Raw genomic sequence first — 15,287 nt, forward strand, 5'->3', positions numbered from 1 at the left:
AGGCAAAAGCTGGCGCAACGGATGCGATTTTTTTGGATTTTCCGAATTTCAGGGTAGAGCCCCTGACCAAACAGATAAAAAAGGGCGCAAAAGCGCCCTTTAATTATCAATCCGGTATTTCGGCAAAGGTGGTGGCGGCGTATTGATCGCAAGCTGATAGCGATCCTCGGGTGACAGTTTCACCGCAACATTGGCAAGCTGTTGGATAACCCGCTGTATTTCACCGGTAATATGGTTTTCGACATCGGCAAAAGCCGCCCGGATATCCTGTTCGGTCGGATCATCGCTGAGCAAAACCTGACCCATTATCCGGAACCGCTCGCCGACTTCGCGCTTCGGGCCCAGTTCCGCGATCAGGCCCTGCATTTCGGCATCAAAAATCACCTGCCCTTCCGGCGATAATCTTTCCCGCAAACGATTGAGCATTTCCGTCGGGGCCGGTGGGCCTTCAGGACCGCGAAATTCCTGCGCGGAATTTGCATCATTGCTGCCAAAGGGCAGAATATTATTGCTTCCGGCAATGAAATTTCCGGCAATCGCCCCACCGACAAACAGGTTCAGGGCAAGTGATGCATAAAGCAGCTTGCGCGATGTACTGGTTTTGCGCCGGTCATCAAACACCATCATGGCCTCCTGCCCCGTTTGTTTGCCAAGGCCGGATCACCCGGCAGAATTGTTTCCACATCATAAAGATGCTGATCGACAATTTTCATTACCGGCAGTTCCCCGGCATCTGCCGAACTGTCCATGTCCTGATCGGCGGTAAAAACCACGCCAAACACAAACCCGAACAACACACACATCGCCATGCCAAATACCGGCGCAGCATAAGGAAGGCGATAGGATGATAAAACACCCCCCAGCCGCTTGTGCCAGGGCTTCGATGCAGGAGGAGAGGATAATTTTTCCTGTGCGTCGATTTCAGCAAAGATGTTGTCAATGGCCCGATGCCTGCCCATTGGCAGGGGATCGGCGGAAATCGCATCTTCCAACATCTGCAAATTGTGGATCAATTCGGCGGCTTCGTCATTTTGCGCAACGAATTTGTTGGCCTCTTGGCGAAACGGCTCCGGCCAGGACGCAATGTCCCATCCATGTTGATCCAGCAAGTCTTCAAATTCCTTGATATTCACTGGTCACCGCTTTTTTTTAGGACGGACCTACCTGTCCGAACATGATTGAAACTACTCGTTTAACGCATATTCTTCAATTCTTCCCTCAATCGCTGTCGCGCCCTTTTCAAAAGGGATTCCATCGCATTGAGGGAAACCCCCATGATTTCGGCCGCCTCGGCATTGGAAAGTTCCCGATCATAAAACAGGTTAATGGCAATTTGTTGTTGGTCGGACAAATTGCGAACGGCACTGCGCAACCGCTGGAATTCTTCATGCTGCGCCAGTTTTTCAACCGGCGACATCGCATCATCGGGTTCGGCTTCGATGTCGCATCCCTCAACCGGCTGCGGACGTCGTTTGAAATCAATAACCCGGTTGACCGCCACCCGGTATAACCATGTTTTGAATTTCGCCCCTTCGGGCCGCCATCTTTCGCGATGCAACCAGACCCGGACAAAAACATCCTGTGCGACATCTTCGGCATCGCCATTGCCCAGCCCCATGCGCCGGGCAATGCCCTGAATACCGCGATAATAACGTTCGACCAGCACCCGATAGGCCGCCTTGTCGCTGGCAACGACCCGTGCAACCAGCATCTCGTCGTCAAGGCTGTTTAAATCAGCGCTGGCATCAACGGTACCGGACATCCGTATGTCGATTGTCATATTATGATCGATGCCTGCGTCCAACATGGCCCTCACAAGACCTGATTCAGTAACTGTTTTCCAGTATGGGACGGCGGAACGGCGGAAGGAACATTTTTACTTTCTGCCGCGACCCTTTTCCACTCTGCGGCCAGCGCCTCAAGCTGTTGATCGGCCAGAATATATCTGTTTTCAATCGGGGTTGCCCGCCCCCCCGAAGACAGCAATCGCAGCAGGCGGGTATAAAAGGCATACAGATCCCGCGACAGTTCCGGGGCATTTTCAAACGAAACCACCGCCCGCAACCCGCGAATTTTGCCCAGCGCCGTGCTTTTTTCCTGCTGTTCAAGATCAAATTTTTTGGCCGCCCGGTGATGGGCCGCCTGTTTCAAATTCTGGCGGATTTGCGTAATCACCGTAATCATCATCATGACCGGGGAAATTGTCCGCAATGCCTGATTATAACGCGAAGACGCATTGGCATAATGGTTCGCATGGGTAACATGTGCTTTTTCAGGTCTAGTCATCGTCATTTCCCCACAAAGCTTCAAGTTGTGTCCGCAAAAGTTCCAGTTGGTACAATTTTGTTTCAATCGCCGCATAACGCTCGACCAGATCGGCGGCGTATGCGTCTGCCTTTTCGGTGATTTCGGTAACATCTTCATTCAGGCGGGTCGTCTGTTCTTCCAGCCGGTCAATGCGCGTTTGAATGAAACCGTCCGATGTATTGGTATAGGATTCCAGGCTGTTCATCATCTTGAAGGCCAGCCCCGATGAAATGGTCACATCAATGCTTTGGCTGGTATCGCCGCCATAAAACAGCGTCAGCCCCTCATACGCCGTGCCGCTCGCCCCGATGATCTTGTTGCCGTCAATCGTAAACAGGCTGTCATCGCCGCCGACATCGGCAGATGTCAGGGTGCCATCGGCATCCACTGTGACATTGACGGTGAAAGTGCCGGTATAAGAACCATCCGAGTCAAAAATCAGAAGATCATCCGACCCGGTATCGGATTCCATTGAAAACAACGCCGCCACACTGTCAAAATCCGACACCATGGCTTCTTCCAGAACCGTGCTGTCGATCACGAGATAATTGCTGCTATCAAGGGTGATGCCAATCGCCGCCAGACTTTGATAGGTGTTACTGTCTTCTGAAAAACGAAGGGCGCTATAGACATCGCGGGTCAGCGACGACAAAAGGCTGTCCCCGAACAAAACCGCATCCTCATCCGCGCCCTCACCCGCCGTATAGGCCTGATGGGTCAGAAAAAAGCTGCGCAGGTCGTTATAGGCATCGACAAACGCCTCAATCGCCGAATAGGCCGAACTGGCATCCTGCTCGATATCAAGGGTGATCTGCGTGCCTTCTTCTTCGGCATAAAGATAAAGCGTCACCCCGTCGATAACATCGTCAACGGTGTTGCTTTTGCGCGTAATCTCGACACCATCAATATTCAGAATTGCCGGTTCCGCCTCGACCAGTTCATTGGCATAGGCCCCGGCCTCATCAACAAATCCCAAGGCTTGCGCCACTGCCGTATCGGCCCCGTCGCTGTCAAAGGTGATATTTTCACCCGTCGCCGTCGCCGATAAAACCAGCATGTATTGATCATCGGAAACCTTGAGGATCGTGGCCTTGACCCCGGTTGCCGAAGACTGGTCATTGATGGCATCCGCAATATCGTCCAGCGACATATCCGATGTAACGTCAATATCGGTGGCGGTATAATCATCCCCGGCCACAAGATTGAGCGTCCCCTCAATCCCGGCCGCACTATCCTTGTCAGCAGAGGTATCACCGCCAATCTTGTGGGCGGTTGCCGTCTGAAGAACTTCGATTGTATAGCTGCCGGTCGCGGTTGTATCCTCGACCATTACCCCGACAATATCGGCCGCATCGGTATTGGCATCCGATGATGTCAGATAGGCCGATTTCCCGACCCAGACATCATCACGCGAAGAATCAAGTTCTGCTTCGGATGTCAGGGCTTCGGACGCATCCGAAAGCGTTTCGAGAAGATCAAGCAGGTCGTTATAGGCAGCAATCTGCAATTCAATGTCATCGATTTCCACTTCGATAACATCGGCGGCTTCCATCTTGATGTTATAGGCGTCCTCGACCAGTTGCGCCGTATCAAGATCGGTCAGGCCAGAAGTATAGGACGACGTGATATAGCTCGTCGATGTAGATGAATTAACAGTCGACATTTCGTCCCTCCCTGCCTTTCCATACAGATCAATCCGGGGCCGCCCGCAACCGGGCGGCCCCGGTCAGGGTCAGTTCATCAGACGGCTGAGTTTTTCGAGATTCTCGTTGGAAACAGACAGGGCCTGAATGGCCGAATCCATTTTCACGCCCAGTTCGGTCTGTTCGGCGCTCAGCTGGGCAATGTCGGCATCCATATAGACGCCCATCGCGGCTTCAAGGTTGGTCTGGGCGGTATCGATAACGCCGTTTGCAAAATCGAAACGCGACATCAGCGCACCGACATTTGCACGGGCTTCCGAAACCGTTGTCACCGCGGCTTCGATTGCCGCCAGTGCCGTGGTCGCATCCGCCGAGGTGGCAATGGTCGATGCATCCAGCGCAAGACCGGCCGCCGTTGCATCCGTCGCAAGGGTCACTGCAATGGAGGAATTGGCCGTGTTGGATGCCGCAACCAGAAAGCTTTCGGCATAGGCACCATCCAGCAAGGCCGTATCGAAATACGTCGTTGATTCAACGATGGAATCAAGCTGGGTCTGAAGTTCGGTGAATTCCGCCTCAAGATAGGCACGCTCGGTATCCGTCACCGAACCCGATGCCGCCTGGGATGCCAGTTCGTACATCCGTTCAAGAACGTCTGCCGTTTCGCCAAGACCGCCATCGGCGGTTTCAAGAATGGCGGTCGCAACATCGGCATTGTTACCGGCCTGTTCCCATGCCGCCGCATCCACAGACATCGAGGTATAAACGGCAAGACCGGCCGCATCATCCGATGCCGAGTTGATTGATTTCCCGCTCGACATTGCTGTCAGAACAGACGTCATTTCATCCGTCGTCTTGTTAAGGTTCGATACCGCAAGTGACGCCGAAATATTGGTGTTGATACTGGGCATAACCCTGCCTCCTATATGGACTTTGTGACTGACATACCTGCCAGCCGACCGCTAAATCGGCCGGTACAAATATCCACGGGCGAAGCCGCAAAAACTGGCGCATTTTTTTTCGCAATAAGGAACATCGCCGTCATGCCCCCGGAACCGGGGCGCTCAATCCCCGGCCCTATGCTCGGTAAAAGGCAGGGTAATGGTCACTTCCAGACCGCCTTGCGCACGGTTTTGCATCGTGATGTTGCCGCCATGCGCCGCAATCGCCCGCCGGGCAATCGCCAGCCCCAGCCCAAAACCGGCCCCTGCCCCCTCGCCGTCACCGCGCACAAAGGGATCAAAGATATTTTCCATGCGGTCTGGCGCAATGCCCGGCCCCTGATCGGCAATCGTCACCGCAAGGGAATGGCGATCAAAATCCGCCGCAAGGCTGATGGCAACTTCCTGTCCGTCTTTGGAATGGCGCAACGCATTGCGGATGATATTTTCAAAGGCCCGCCGCAACAATTCGGCATTTCCCGATACCATCGGCGCATTGCCGTTATGGGACCGCAACGCCACCAGATTGCAGGTGGTCACAATGATGCCCGATGCTTCGGCCTCGAACCGGGCATCGCTGACGACCCGCCCCAAAAGGCTGTCGATATCCATAAAATTCTGATGATGGGCGACCCCGCTTTCGACCCGCGACAGGGTCAGAAGTTCACCAACCAGTTCATCCAGACGCGCCGTTTCCTTTTCGATCCGGTCCAGCGTCGCCGGGATTTTTTCCGGTTTCTGCCGTGCCAGCCCGACGGCCAGTTGCATCCGCGCCAAAGGCGACCGCAATTCATGCGACACATCATTCAGCAACCGGTCGCGGACCGCGATCAATTGCTGCAACCGCCCGGCCATCACATCGAAATCCCGCGCCAGATCGGCAATTTCATCACGCCTGCGCCCCATCACCGGGCCCAGACGGCATGCCATGTCCCCCGCCGCCAATTGCTGAAACCCGGCCCGCAATTGCAAAATCGGCCGGGTCAGATACCACGCCAAAAGGGCGCTAAACACCAACCCGCCCACCACACCGGCAATCAGCATCGGTTGCGGGATATTGAACTTGTGGCGATCAGGAATCCCCGCAACAATATCGCGCACATCAAACCGGATGCGGATCACATCCCCTGACGGGGTTATGACATCGCGCACAATTTCGCCCTGTGCCTTCAACGCATCGATGGTCGGTCGCTCCGACAGGGTCCTGACCAGATCGACCGGCTCGACCGAAATCCGTTTGCGTTCGGCATCGGGCCATGTGGCAATCAGTTGTTGCAGGCCGATGGCACCGCGCGTTTCTGCCGTCATTGCCGCCGTCCGGGTATAACCGGGCGCAACATCGAGCAGATACCCGATGGCATAAGGTACTGGCGGCTGACCATAAAACTGGAACAACAACCACACCCCCTGGGCAATGGCGATAAAGGTCAGGCCAAAGCCGATCAGGATTTTCCAGAAAAGACGTCCTCTCATATGTCCTGCCTCAAACGATAGCCAAACCCGCGCACCGTTTCGATCAGACCGGCATCGCCGCTGACCTGATGCAGTTTCTGGCGTAAATTGCTCATATGGACATCGATGGAGCGGTCATAGACCTCACGCGGGCGACCAAGAACCTTCATCGACAATTCGTTTTTCGACAAAACCCGCGTCTGCGCCCGGATCAGGATTTCCAGAAGATTGAATTCGGAAACGGTCATATCCATTTCCGTATCGCCGAAATAAACGCTGCGGCGTGCCGGATTAAGGCGCAATGGCCCCTGTATCAGATCATCCTCGTTGCCGATGCCCGCTGCGGGTTTTTCAACCCGGCGCAACACCGCACGCAACCGGGCAACCAGTTCACGCGGATAATAGGGTTTGGGAATATAATCATCCGCGCCCAGTTCCAACCCGACCACCCGGTCCACATCATCGCCCTTGGCCGTCAGCATGATCACCGGGATCATGCTTTGCCCGCGCACCTGACGCAAAACCTCGATCCCGCCAATGCCGGGCATCATGATATCCAGCAACACCGCCGCATAATCGCCCGACAGGGCATGGCGGATGCCGTCCTGACCATTATAAACGACACTGACCGCAAATCCCTCGCCGTCAAGATATTCGGCCAGCATCGCGCCCAGTTCGGCATCATCATCAATCAACAGGATCCGTGTCACGTTCCATTCTCCGTTTGCCGGGCTATCATAACGCGGAAAATCGCGGCGAAAAGCCACCCTGCCGCAGTTTTACACATTCCTTACACAACCTTTTCACCGGCCTGACCCCGCTTTTACATTGCGACTGTTATCTAGGGTTCATCACCGGCGCGTAATCGCCGATCTGTTGACCTGGGATATGAAAGTCCGATGGAAAAAACGCACAAGACGATCCGCAACCTGTTGCTTCTTGCCCTTGCCCTGATCGTGGCGGGCTGGATGGCGCAGGCATGGCTGTTCCCGACCGAGGCCAAAACCGGCTATATCACCGCAAAACCCCGTGTCGGCGACCTTGCCGACACGGTCCTTGCCAGCGGCACGATTACCGCATCACAACTGGTCAGTGTCGGCGCACAGGTATCGGGGCAGATCAAGGCCCTGCATGTGAAACCGGGCGACACAATCCTTCAGGGCGATCTGATTGCCGAAATCGATCCGGCAACCCAGCAAAATGCCCTGCGCGATGCCGAGGCCGCCCTCACCAATATCAGGGCGCAACTGGCCGCCAAACAGGCCGAGGCCCGGCAGGCCGAACAGGTCTATGCGCGGCAAAAGAAAATGCGCGCCCTGGATGCCTCGCCCCAGGAAGATTTTGAAACGGCGCAAGCCAATCTGGCCATCACCAAAGCCGAAATCGAGGCCCTGAACGCCCAGATTGATCAGGCCGAAATCGCCGTCGATACCGCCCGGATCGACCTTGAATATACCCAGATCAAAGCCCCGATGGACGGCACCGTGGTCTCAATCCCGGTCAAGGAAGGCCAGACCGTCAATGCCAGTCAGGAAGCCCCGACCATCATCAAGCTGGCACAACTTGATATCATGACCGTCGAAGCCGAAATTTCCGAGGCCGATGTCATCCGCGTTCATGAAGGACAACCGGTTTCCTTTACCATCCTTGGCGATTCCGACACCCGCTACAACGCCATCCTGCGCGCCATCGAACCGGCCCCCAAAGGCATCGATGATGACGATGACAACACCGATGACGACGCCGTTTATTATAATGGCCTGTTTGACATCGCCAATCCGGACCGCCGCCTGCGCATCTGGATGACCGCCGAAGTCACCATCAAACTGAACGAAGCCACCAATGCCCTGATCGTCCCGTCCAGCACCCTGAACGGGACGGATGCCGACGGGCAATATTATGTGCAGGTGATCGGCGCAAACGGCCAACCGGAAAACCGCCCCGTCACGGTGGGGCTGAACACAAATATCGACGCGCAAATCATTGATGGCCTGAATGAAGACGACCTGATCGTGGTGGGTGCCACCACCGGCGGCACAGTTGCCCCCGATGACCCGGCCGCCCGCCGCCAGCCCGGAGCAATGTTCTGATGAGCGCCCCCCTTATCGATATCCGCAATTTGTGGCGTCATTATCCGGCAGGCGATGAACAGATTGCCGTGCTGAAAGGCGTCAATCTGACCATCGAACGCGGTGAAATGGTCGCCATCATCGGTGCATCGGGATCGGGCAAATCAACCCTGATGAATATTCTGGGCTGTCTGGACCGCCCGACCGCCGGGGAATACCGTATCAATGGCACCCTGACCGGCGATCTTGCCGCCGATGACCTTGCCGCCCTGCGTCGGGAATATTTCGGCTTTATCTTTCAGCGCTATCACCTGCTCTCGGACCTGACCGCGCTGGGCAATGTCGAGGTTCCGGCGATTTATGCCGGTCACGATACCGAAACCCGCCGCGACCGGGCGATGGATATCCTGACCCGTGTGGGTCTGGGCGACCGCATCCATCACCGCCCCGGCCAGCTTTCGGGCGGACAACAGCAACGGGTCAGCATCGCCCGCGCCCTGATGAATGGCGGCGATGTCATTCTGGCCGACGAACCCACCGGTGCGCTGGACAGTCAAAGCGGCGCCCAGACGTTAAAGCTGTTGCGCGATCTGCATCAGGACGGCCACACCGTTATTCTGGTGACCCATGATCATGATGTTGCCGCCCATGCGCAGCGCATCATTGAAATTCGCGATGGCGAAATCATCCGCGATGAACGACAACCGGCATCCTCCGAACAAACACCCCCGCGCAAACTTGCCCACAAGGCCGGGCAACCCGGCTTTCGTCTGCGGGCCGAATTCGACCGTTTTGGCGAAGCCTTGAAAATGGCGCTGGTGGCGATGAATGCCCATCGTCTGCGCACCTTCCTGACCATGCTGGGCATTATCATCGGGATTGCATCGGTGGTATCGGTCGTCGCCCTTGGACAGGGATCGCAGGACAAGGTCCTGTCCGATATCAGTTCGATTGCCACCAATACGATTGATGTCATGCGCGGCAAGGATTTTGGCGACCGGGACGCCAGCCAGATCCGCACCCTGACCGCCGCCGACGCCGCCGCCCTTGCCAGCCAGTATTATGTCGATAGCGTCACCCCGTCGGTTTCCAGTACCCTGACCCTGCGGTTTGGCAATATCGAGGTCGATGCCAATGTCTCGGGCGTGGGCACCGATTACGACCGGGTGCGCGGATATGAAATTGCCGCGGGCATGTGGTTCAATCAACGTGCCGTCGATCTGCGCAGTCAGGATGCCGTCATTGATGACAATACCCGCCAGAAACTGTTTGCCGATGGCCGCAATCCGGTTGGTCAGGTGATTTTTCTCGGCACCGTCCCGGTCCGCATCATCGGTGTGACCGAACCCAAAAACAGCACCTTTGGCAATAATGACAGCCTCAATATCTGGGTGCCCTATTCCACCGCCCTGACCCGCATTCTGGGCCAGAATTACCTGAACAGCATCACCGTGCGCATTGATGACGCCGTTGAAACATCTCTGGCCCAGCAAAAAATCAACGCATTGCTGACCCTTCGCCACGGGCAGAAAGATTTCTTTACCGTCAATACCGACACCATTCGCGAAACCATCCAGAAAACCACCAGCACCATGACCCTGCTGATTTCATCGATTGCAGTGATTTCGCTGATTGTCGGCGGCATCGGGGTGATGAATATCATGCTGGTCTCGGTAACCGAACGCACCGGCGAAATCGGGGTGCGGATGGCCGTGGGGGCCCGTCAGGGCGATATCCTGCGCCAATTCCTGATCGAGGCCGTTCTGGTCTGCATCATGGGCGGGGCGCTGGGCGTTGGCATGGCCCTTGGTATCGGGGTGCTGTTTGATGCCATCGGCAGTTCATTTTCAATGGTTTATTCAGCCTCATCGATCATCGGTGCCTTTGCCTGCGCCTCGTTGATCGGGATTCTGTTCGGCTTTTTACCGGCCCGCAACGCCGCCCGGCTTGATCCGGTCGATGCGCTGTCACGGGGATAGGGGAATTTCTGATGTTCAAAAACATGCTTAAATCCGGCACCATCCTGATGACCATCACGCTAACCATCACACTGGCCGCATGCAGCAGCCTGTCCACCGTCGATTATACCCCCCCGGAAACATCCATTCCAACCGGCTGGCACGGCGAAACCGCGCCGGACACCGCCGGGGTTGCGATGGTGGCATCGTCGGACTGGTGGTCGAATTTTAACGACCCGGTTTTAAACAGCCTGATTGCCGATGCCCTGTCGCGCAATAACGATCTTGCCGCCGCCACCATCAAGGTCCGCCGCGCCCAATTGACCGCCGGTCTGGCCGAGGATGCTTTCTATCCCGATCTTTCAGCCGGCAGCACGGCATCGCTGGAACGTGAACTCGACGGTGCGCGCAGTTCCAGCCGCAATTTCGGGGCCAATGCCACCGTCAGTTACGAACTCGACCTGTGGGGCAAGCTGGGCCATGATTATGACGCGGCAAAATGGGAAGCATTGGCGACCCTTGAAGACCGCGAAAGCACCGCCCTGTCCCTGACGGCCACCACGGCAACGCTGTATTGGCAGATCATTTACGACCGCCAGCGCCTTGATATTGCAAATGCCAGCATCGCCTATGCCCGTCAGACTTTGGCGCTGGTCGATGTGCAATATGAATCGGGGTCGTCTTCTGCGCTTGAGGTGTTTGAAGCCCGTCAGAATCTGGACAGCCAGCTTGCCGATTATACCCTGATCGAACAAAGCCTGCGCGAAAATACCAATGCCCTGTCGATCCTGTTTGATCAGCCACCACAGGAAATGGCCGTGGCCCGTGCCACCCTGCCCGAAAATGCCCTGCCCGAAATCGCCGCCGGGTTGCCCGCCCAATTGCTGGGACGCCGCCCCGACATCCGGGCGGCCGAATTGCGGTTGCGCGAAAATGTTGCAGAACTCAATGCGGTGAAAACCGGCCTGTTGCCGACCATAAGCCTGACCGGCGAACTGGGCAGCAGCAGCGATCAGTTGCGATCCCTGTTGCAAAACCCGCTGGGAACGCTGGGCGCCAGCCTGGCCCTGCCGTTCCTGAACTGGAACGAGGGGCAGCTTGACATCAAAATATCCGAATCCGATTACCAGCAAGCCATCGTCGAATATCGCCAGACCCTGTATCAGGCCTTGGCCGATGTTGAAAATGCCCTGTCGGCCCGAACCCAATATGACCGGCAGTCCGTCAATCTCGAAGCCGCCCTTGACGCCGCACAAAATGCCGAACGGATTTATGAAACCCGGTTCCGGGCCGGTGCGGTGTCGATGCAATCCTGGCTGGACGCACAGGAAACCCGGCGTACCGCCGAAGAATCCCTGCTTGCCAATAAACGGGACCGGATTATCAACCTGATCACGCTCTATCAGGCGCTGGGCGGCAATGCCGATGCCCGTCCAACGGCGGAGGGATAAAACCGGGCCGGTTATCCCTGTAACCGGCCCAATGCCTGCGCATCATGCAAACGGCGATAGGCCCCGCCTGCCGCCAGAAGGTCATCATGCGTGCCTTCTTCAACAATCCCGTCAAGGGTCACAACCACAATGCGGTCAGCATTGCGGATGGTCGCAAGGCGGTGCGCAATCACCAAAGTCGTGCGGCCTTTGGCCAAATCATCAAGGGATTGCTGAATGGCGCGTTCGGTTTCGGTATCCAGTGCCGATGTCGCCTCGTCCAGAATCAGGATCGGCGGGTTTTTCAGGAAAATCCGGGCAATCGCCACCCGCTGTTTCTGTCCGCCCGACAATTTGACGCCGCGTTCACCAATCACCGTATCCAGCCCGTCCGGAAGATCGGCAATCAGCGTATCAAGTCGCGCCCGCCGGGCGGCTTCCAGAATGTCGCCTTCGCTGGCATCAAGGCGGCCATAGGCAATATTTTCGCGCAAGGTACCGGCAAACAGGAAAACATCCTGTTGCACAATGCCGATCTGGCGGCGCAGCGACGTAACGGTCATGTCGCGGATATCGATCCCGTCAATCCGGATGGCCCCGGTGCTGACATCGTAAAACCGCGGCACCAGCGAACATAACGTGGTCTTGCCCGCACCGGACGGGCCGACAAAGGCCACCGTTTCACCGGCCCGGATCGCAAGATCAATCTGGCGCAACACGGCCCGGTCGGCGGTATAGCCAAAACTGACATTGGCAAAATCAATATTGCCATCCAGATGGTCAACCGGGCGGGCATCGGGTGCATCGACAATATCGGGTTCGGTCCCCATCAGCGCCTGATAGCTTTTGAACCCGGCAATCCCCTTGGGATAGGTTTCCACCACCGCCGCGATTTTTTCAAGCGGCATATAGAACACATTGATCAGCAACAAAAACCCGACAAAACCGCCAACCGACAATTCACCGGTCATGACGAAATAGGTGCCCGCAACAAGGATAACCACCTGCACAATCCGCATGCCCAGATAATTGATCGCAAGGCTGACCGCCATGATGCCATAGGCCTGCAACTTGACCTTGCGGTATTTGTCATTGTCATCATTGAACAGGGCGCGTTCATGATCTTCATTGGCAAAGGCCCGCACCACGCGCACGCCGCCGACATTTTCCTCGATCCGCGCGTTAAAGGCCCCGATCCGGCCAAACTGGCTTTGCCAGTTCCGGGTCATTTTCCCGCCAAACCGGATGATCAGCCACATCACCAGCGGCGCAATCGTCATTGCAATCAGCGCCAGTTCCATATGCACCGCAAACATCAGGATCAGCGCACCGACAAAGGTCATGACGGCAACAAACACATCTTCCGGCCCGTGATGGGCAACCTCGCCGATTTCTTCCAGGTCCTTGGTCACGCGGGCGACAAGATGGCCGGTTTTCTGGTTGTCGTAAAACCGGAAAGACAGTTTTTGCAAATGGTCAAAGGCCCGGCGGCGCATCTCGGTTTCAATTGTGATACCCAGAACATGCCCCCAATAGGTGACAATCGCCATCAACCCGGTATTGATCAGATAAACGGCCAAAAGCCCGGCTGCCGCCATCCCGATCAACACCCAGTCCTGTTTGGGCAACAAGGTATCGACAAAACCCGCCACCGCAATCGGAAAACCCAGCGACAGCAGACCCGACAGAACAGCACAGCCGAAATCAAGCAGAAACAGCTTTTTGTGCGGCAGATAGTAAGAAAAGAATTCTTTTAACATCGGATTTTGTCCACTGCCAAAGGCGGGGTGCCCTGCATGGTGATGCAGCATTCCGGATGGATATCGGATCTGCCGTGAAAATGGAGGACCCCGAATGTTCCAGAATCCGGCAAACAGTTAGCACAGCGCCCTGACAAATTCAAAGGCAAAGAAACTGCTACTCATTTGCAATTTTACGGGCCCGCCTGTGCCATCTCCGCATGGGCGTTTTTCAGAATTGATAAAAGTTGTCAAAGCCAAAGCAGGATATGTCAGAGTGAACGGAACATAAAAATATCCTGCGGGAGGCTGTCATGATTGCTGCATTTGCCCTCATCCTTGTCTGCCAGTTGTTTGGCGAGGTGATTTCCGAACTTTTCCACCTGCCCGTACCCGGCCCGGTGATCGGCATGGGATTGTTGTTTGTCGGGCTGATCGTCAAACGCCGCCCGCCCAAAGTTCTGACCGATGCCGCCGATAATCTGCTGATCCATTTTTCCCTGTTGTTTGTGCCCGCCGGGGTCGGGGTGGTGACGCAACTTGACCGTCTCAAGGGCGACTGGCTGCCGATTGCCGCCGCCCTGATTGTTTCAACCCTGCTGACCATGGTCGCCACCGCCTTTTTGATGTCAAAACTGTTGCCGCCCCAATCGGTCGATAGTGCGACACAGGATAAGGGGCAAGCCTGATGGAACCCGCCGACATCACGCAATTATGGGTCTATCTGTCCACCAAACCGCTGACCGGGCTGACCCTCACGCTGGTCGCCTATTCGCTGGGCTTTTGGCTGTATGAAAAAAGCAACCGCAACCCGGTCTGCAACCCGGTGGTGATCGCCATCGCCCTGATTGCCTTTTTGCTCAGGGCGACCGGCACCCCCTATGCGACCTATTTTGAAGGGGCGCAATTTGTCCATTTCCTGTTGGGTCCGGCCACCGTCGCCCTTGCCGTGCCCCTGTTCCGACAGCTTGACACCCTCAAACGCGCCCTGCCGGTGATTGTCTTTGGCGTGTTGTTCGGGTCCCTGATGGCCAGTGCCAGTACAATTGTTCTGGCATGGGCCTTGGGGGCCGCCCCCGATACGCTGGCATCCCTGGCCCCGAAATCGGTCACCACCCCGGTTGCGATGGGCATTGCCGAACAGATTGGCGGCATTCCCGCCCTGACCGCGGTCTGTGTGATTGCAACCGGCATTGTCGGGGCGACGATGGGGCCGATGGTGATGAATCTGGCCCGCCTGACCGACTGGCGGGCACGCGGTTTTGCGATGGGTGTGGCCGCCCATGGCATCGGCACGGCCCGGGCCTTTCAGGTCAATCAGACCGCCGGGGCCTTTTCGGGGCTGGCGATGGGCCTCAATACCCTTGCCACCGCCCTCACCATCCCGTTTCTGTGGGGATGGTTTTTCGGGTAAAATTGCCGCATCATGCATCGCAAATGCAATGCACAGGAGATGACCCTGAAAACCGCAACCATTCCCGCCATCCGGGTCGAACCGGAATTGCGCGCCGCCGCCGAAAATGCCTTGCAGGACGGGGAAACCCTTTCGGGCTTTGTCGAGGATGCCTTGCACCGCCACATTGCCCGCCGCCGCCTGCAACAGGATTTCATAACCCGTGGTCTGATATCGCGCGATTCGGCCCGGGAAACCGGCCATTATGTCAGTCCGGCGGACATAATGGCCGAACTTGACGATATGATTGCTGCACATCCTGAAAAACCGTGACCTATCAAGTCCGCTTCACGCC

Annotated in this window: 15 protein-coding genes; 6 read left to right on the forward strand and 9 right to left on the reverse strand. The window is 56.4% G+C overall.

From position 1 onward, the window contains the following. Window positions 1–99 precede the first annotated feature (99 nt). The 8 genes from Q8O73_RS19720 to Q8O73_RS19755 form a co-directional block, all read right to left on the reverse strand. Window positions 100–627, reverse strand: coding sequence for a hypothetical protein (locus Q8O73_RS19720; protein ID WP_305559920.1), 528 nt, complete (start codon window positions 625–627; stop codon window positions 100–102). Next, complete coding sequence (locus Q8O73_RS19725) at window positions 624–1,133, reverse strand: hypothetical protein (RefSeq protein WP_305559921.1); 510 nt, start codon at window positions 1,131–1,133, stop codon at window positions 624–626. The genes Q8O73_RS19720 and Q8O73_RS19725 overlap by 4 nt, the downstream gene beginning before the upstream one ends. A gap of 59 nt (window positions 1,134–1,192) precedes the next feature. After that, window positions 1,193–1,780, reverse strand: a complete 588-nt coding sequence (locus Q8O73_RS19730; protein WP_305559922.1) for a sigma-70 family RNA polymerase sigma factor — start codon at window positions 1,778–1,780, stop codon at window positions 1,193–1,195. A 32-nt stretch (window positions 1,781–1,812) separates the two neighbouring features. Beyond that, on the reverse strand, window positions 1,813–2,286 hold the full coding sequence (locus Q8O73_RS19735) for a flagellar protein FliS (protein ID WP_305559923.1): 474 nt from the start codon (window positions 2,284–2,286) through the stop codon (window positions 1,813–1,815). Then, window positions 2,279–3,970 (reverse strand): flagellar filament capping protein FliD, encoded by a 1,692-nt coding sequence (gene fliD / locus Q8O73_RS19740; RefSeq protein WP_305559924.1) that lies wholly within the window; start codon window positions 3,968–3,970, stop codon window positions 2,279–2,281. Before fliD ends, Q8O73_RS19735 begins: the two co-directional genes overlap by 8 nt. Window positions 3,971–4,039: 69 nt before the next feature. After that, window positions 4,040–4,861, reverse strand: a complete 822-nt coding sequence (locus tag Q8O73_RS19745; RefSeq protein WP_305559925.1) for a flagellin — start codon at window positions 4,859–4,861, stop codon at window positions 4,040–4,042. Between the two features lie 153 nt (window positions 4,862–5,014). Beyond that, the gene (locus Q8O73_RS19750) at window positions 5,015–6,364 is read right to left on the reverse strand and encodes an ATP-binding protein (protein WP_305559926.1); all 1,350 of its coding nucleotides are present in this window, start codon (window positions 6,362–6,364) and stop codon (window positions 5,015–5,017) included. After that, window positions 6,361–7,053, reverse strand: a complete 693-nt coding sequence (locus Q8O73_RS19755; protein ID WP_305559927.1) for a response regulator transcription factor — start codon at window positions 7,051–7,053, stop codon at window positions 6,361–6,363. Before Q8O73_RS19755 ends, Q8O73_RS19750 begins: the two co-directional genes overlap by 4 nt. Before the next feature lie 189 nt (window positions 7,054–7,242). On the opposite strand from Q8O73_RS19755, the gene Q8O73_RS19760 reads away from it, so the two are divergent. Genes Q8O73_RS19760 through Q8O73_RS19770 form a run of 3 tightly spaced genes read left to right on the forward strand, consistent with a single transcriptional unit; the run spans window position 7,243 to window position 11,821 of the window. Next, window positions 7,243–8,433 carry an efflux RND transporter periplasmic adaptor subunit gene (locus Q8O73_RS19760; RefSeq protein ID WP_305559928.1) on the forward strand — a complete coding sequence of 397 codons (1,191 nt, stop codon included), beginning with the start codon at window positions 7,243–7,245 and terminating at the stop codon, window positions 8,431–8,433. Beyond that, the gene (locus Q8O73_RS19765) at window positions 8,433–10,391 is read left to right on the forward strand and encodes a MacB family efflux pump subunit (protein ID WP_305559929.1); all 1,959 of its coding nucleotides are present in this window, start codon (window positions 8,433–8,435) and stop codon (window positions 10,389–10,391) included. The genes Q8O73_RS19760 and Q8O73_RS19765 overlap by 1 nt, the downstream gene beginning before the upstream one ends. Window positions 10,392–10,402: 11 nt before the next feature. Continuing rightward, window positions 10,403–11,821: an efflux transporter outer membrane subunit gene (locus tag Q8O73_RS19770; protein ID WP_305559930.1), complete on the forward strand. Its 1,419-nt coding sequence runs from the start codon at window positions 10,403–10,405 to the stop codon at window positions 11,819–11,821. Window positions 11,822–11,832: 11 nt separating this feature from the next. Here Q8O73_RS19770 and Q8O73_RS19775 read toward each other — a convergent pair whose 3' ends face one another. Further along, window positions 11,833–13,560 carry an ABC transporter ATP-binding protein gene (locus Q8O73_RS19775; RefSeq protein WP_305559931.1) on the reverse strand — a complete coding sequence of 576 codons (1,728 nt, stop codon included), beginning with the start codon at window positions 13,558–13,560 and terminating at the stop codon, window positions 11,833–11,835. 293 nt (window positions 13,561–13,853) lie between these two features. On the opposite strand from Q8O73_RS19775, the gene Q8O73_RS19780 reads away from it, so the two are divergent. The 3 genes from Q8O73_RS19780 to Q8O73_RS19790 are packed head-to-tail and all read left to right on the forward strand — an operon-like array spanning window position 13,854 to window position 15,265. Continuing rightward, window positions 13,854–14,228 (forward strand): CidA/LrgA family protein, encoded by a 375-nt coding sequence (locus Q8O73_RS19780; RefSeq protein ID WP_305559932.1) that lies wholly within the window; start codon window positions 13,854–13,856, stop codon window positions 14,226–14,228. Then, the gene (locus Q8O73_RS19785; protein ID WP_305559933.1) at window positions 14,228–14,953 is read left to right on the forward strand and encodes an LrgB family protein; all 726 of its coding nucleotides are present in this window, start codon (window positions 14,228–14,230) and stop codon (window positions 14,951–14,953) included. Before Q8O73_RS19780 ends, Q8O73_RS19785 begins: the two co-directional genes overlap by 1 nt. A 39-nt stretch (window positions 14,954–14,992) precedes the next feature. Then, window positions 14,993–15,265 carry a YlcI/YnfO family protein gene (locus Q8O73_RS19790; protein WP_305559934.1) on the forward strand — a complete coding sequence of 91 codons (273 nt, stop codon included), beginning with the start codon at window positions 14,993–14,995 and terminating at the stop codon, window positions 15,263–15,265. Window positions 15,266–15,287 lie beyond the last annotated feature (22 nt).

It is taken from the genome of Thalassospira sp., from assembly GCF_030690045.1.
GTDB lineage: Bacteria > Pseudomonadota > Alphaproteobacteria > Rhodospirillales > Thalassospiraceae > Thalassospira.

Excerpts from the sequence above, each read along its gene's own strand:
- Q8O73_RS19720 (WP_305559920.1), bottom strand. The coding sequence starts at position 627 with ATGATGGTGTTTGATGACCGGCGCAAAACCAGTACATCGCGCAAGCTG.
- Q8O73_RS19730 (WP_305559922.1), bottom strand. The coding sequence starts at position 1,780 with ATGACAATCGACATACGGATGTCCGGTACCGTTGATGCCAGCGCTGAT.
- Q8O73_RS19735 (WP_305559923.1), bottom strand. The coding sequence starts at position 2,286 with ATGACTAGACCTGAAAAAGCACATGTTACCCATGCGAACCATTATGCC.
- fliD (WP_305559924.1), bottom strand. The coding sequence starts at position 3,970 with ATGTCGACTGTTAATTCATCTACATCGACGAGCTATATCACGTCGTCC.
- Q8O73_RS19745 (WP_305559925.1), bottom strand. The coding sequence starts at position 4,861 with ATGCCCAGTATCAACACCAATATTTCGGCGTCACTTGCGGTATCGAAC.
- Q8O73_RS19750 (WP_305559926.1), bottom strand. The coding sequence starts at position 6,364 with ATGAGAGGACGTCTTTTCTGGAAAATCCTGATCGGCTTTGGCCTGACC.
- Q8O73_RS19760 (WP_305559928.1), top strand. The coding sequence starts at position 7,243 with ATGGAAAAAACGCACAAGACGATCCGCAACCTGTTGCTTCTTGCCCTT.
- Q8O73_RS19765 (WP_305559929.1), top strand. The coding sequence starts at position 8,433 with ATGAGCGCCCCCCTTATCGATATCCGCAATTTGTGGCGTCATTATCCG.
- Q8O73_RS19770 (WP_305559930.1), top strand. The coding sequence starts at position 10,403 with ATGTTCAAAAACATGCTTAAATCCGGCACCATCCTGATGACCATCACG.
- Q8O73_RS19775 (WP_305559931.1), bottom strand. The coding sequence starts at position 13,560 with ATGTTAAAAGAATTCTTTTCTTACTATCTGCCGCACAAAAAGCTGTTT.
- Q8O73_RS19780 (WP_305559932.1), top strand. The coding sequence starts at position 13,854 with ATGATTGCTGCATTTGCCCTCATCCTTGTCTGCCAGTTGTTTGGCGAG.
- Q8O73_RS19785 (WP_305559933.1), top strand. The coding sequence starts at position 14,228 with ATGGAACCCGCCGACATCACGCAATTATGGGTCTATCTGTCCACCAAA.
- Q8O73_RS19790 (WP_305559934.1), top strand. The coding sequence starts at position 14,993 with ATGACCCTGAAAACCGCAACCATTCCCGCCATCCGGGTCGAACCGGAA.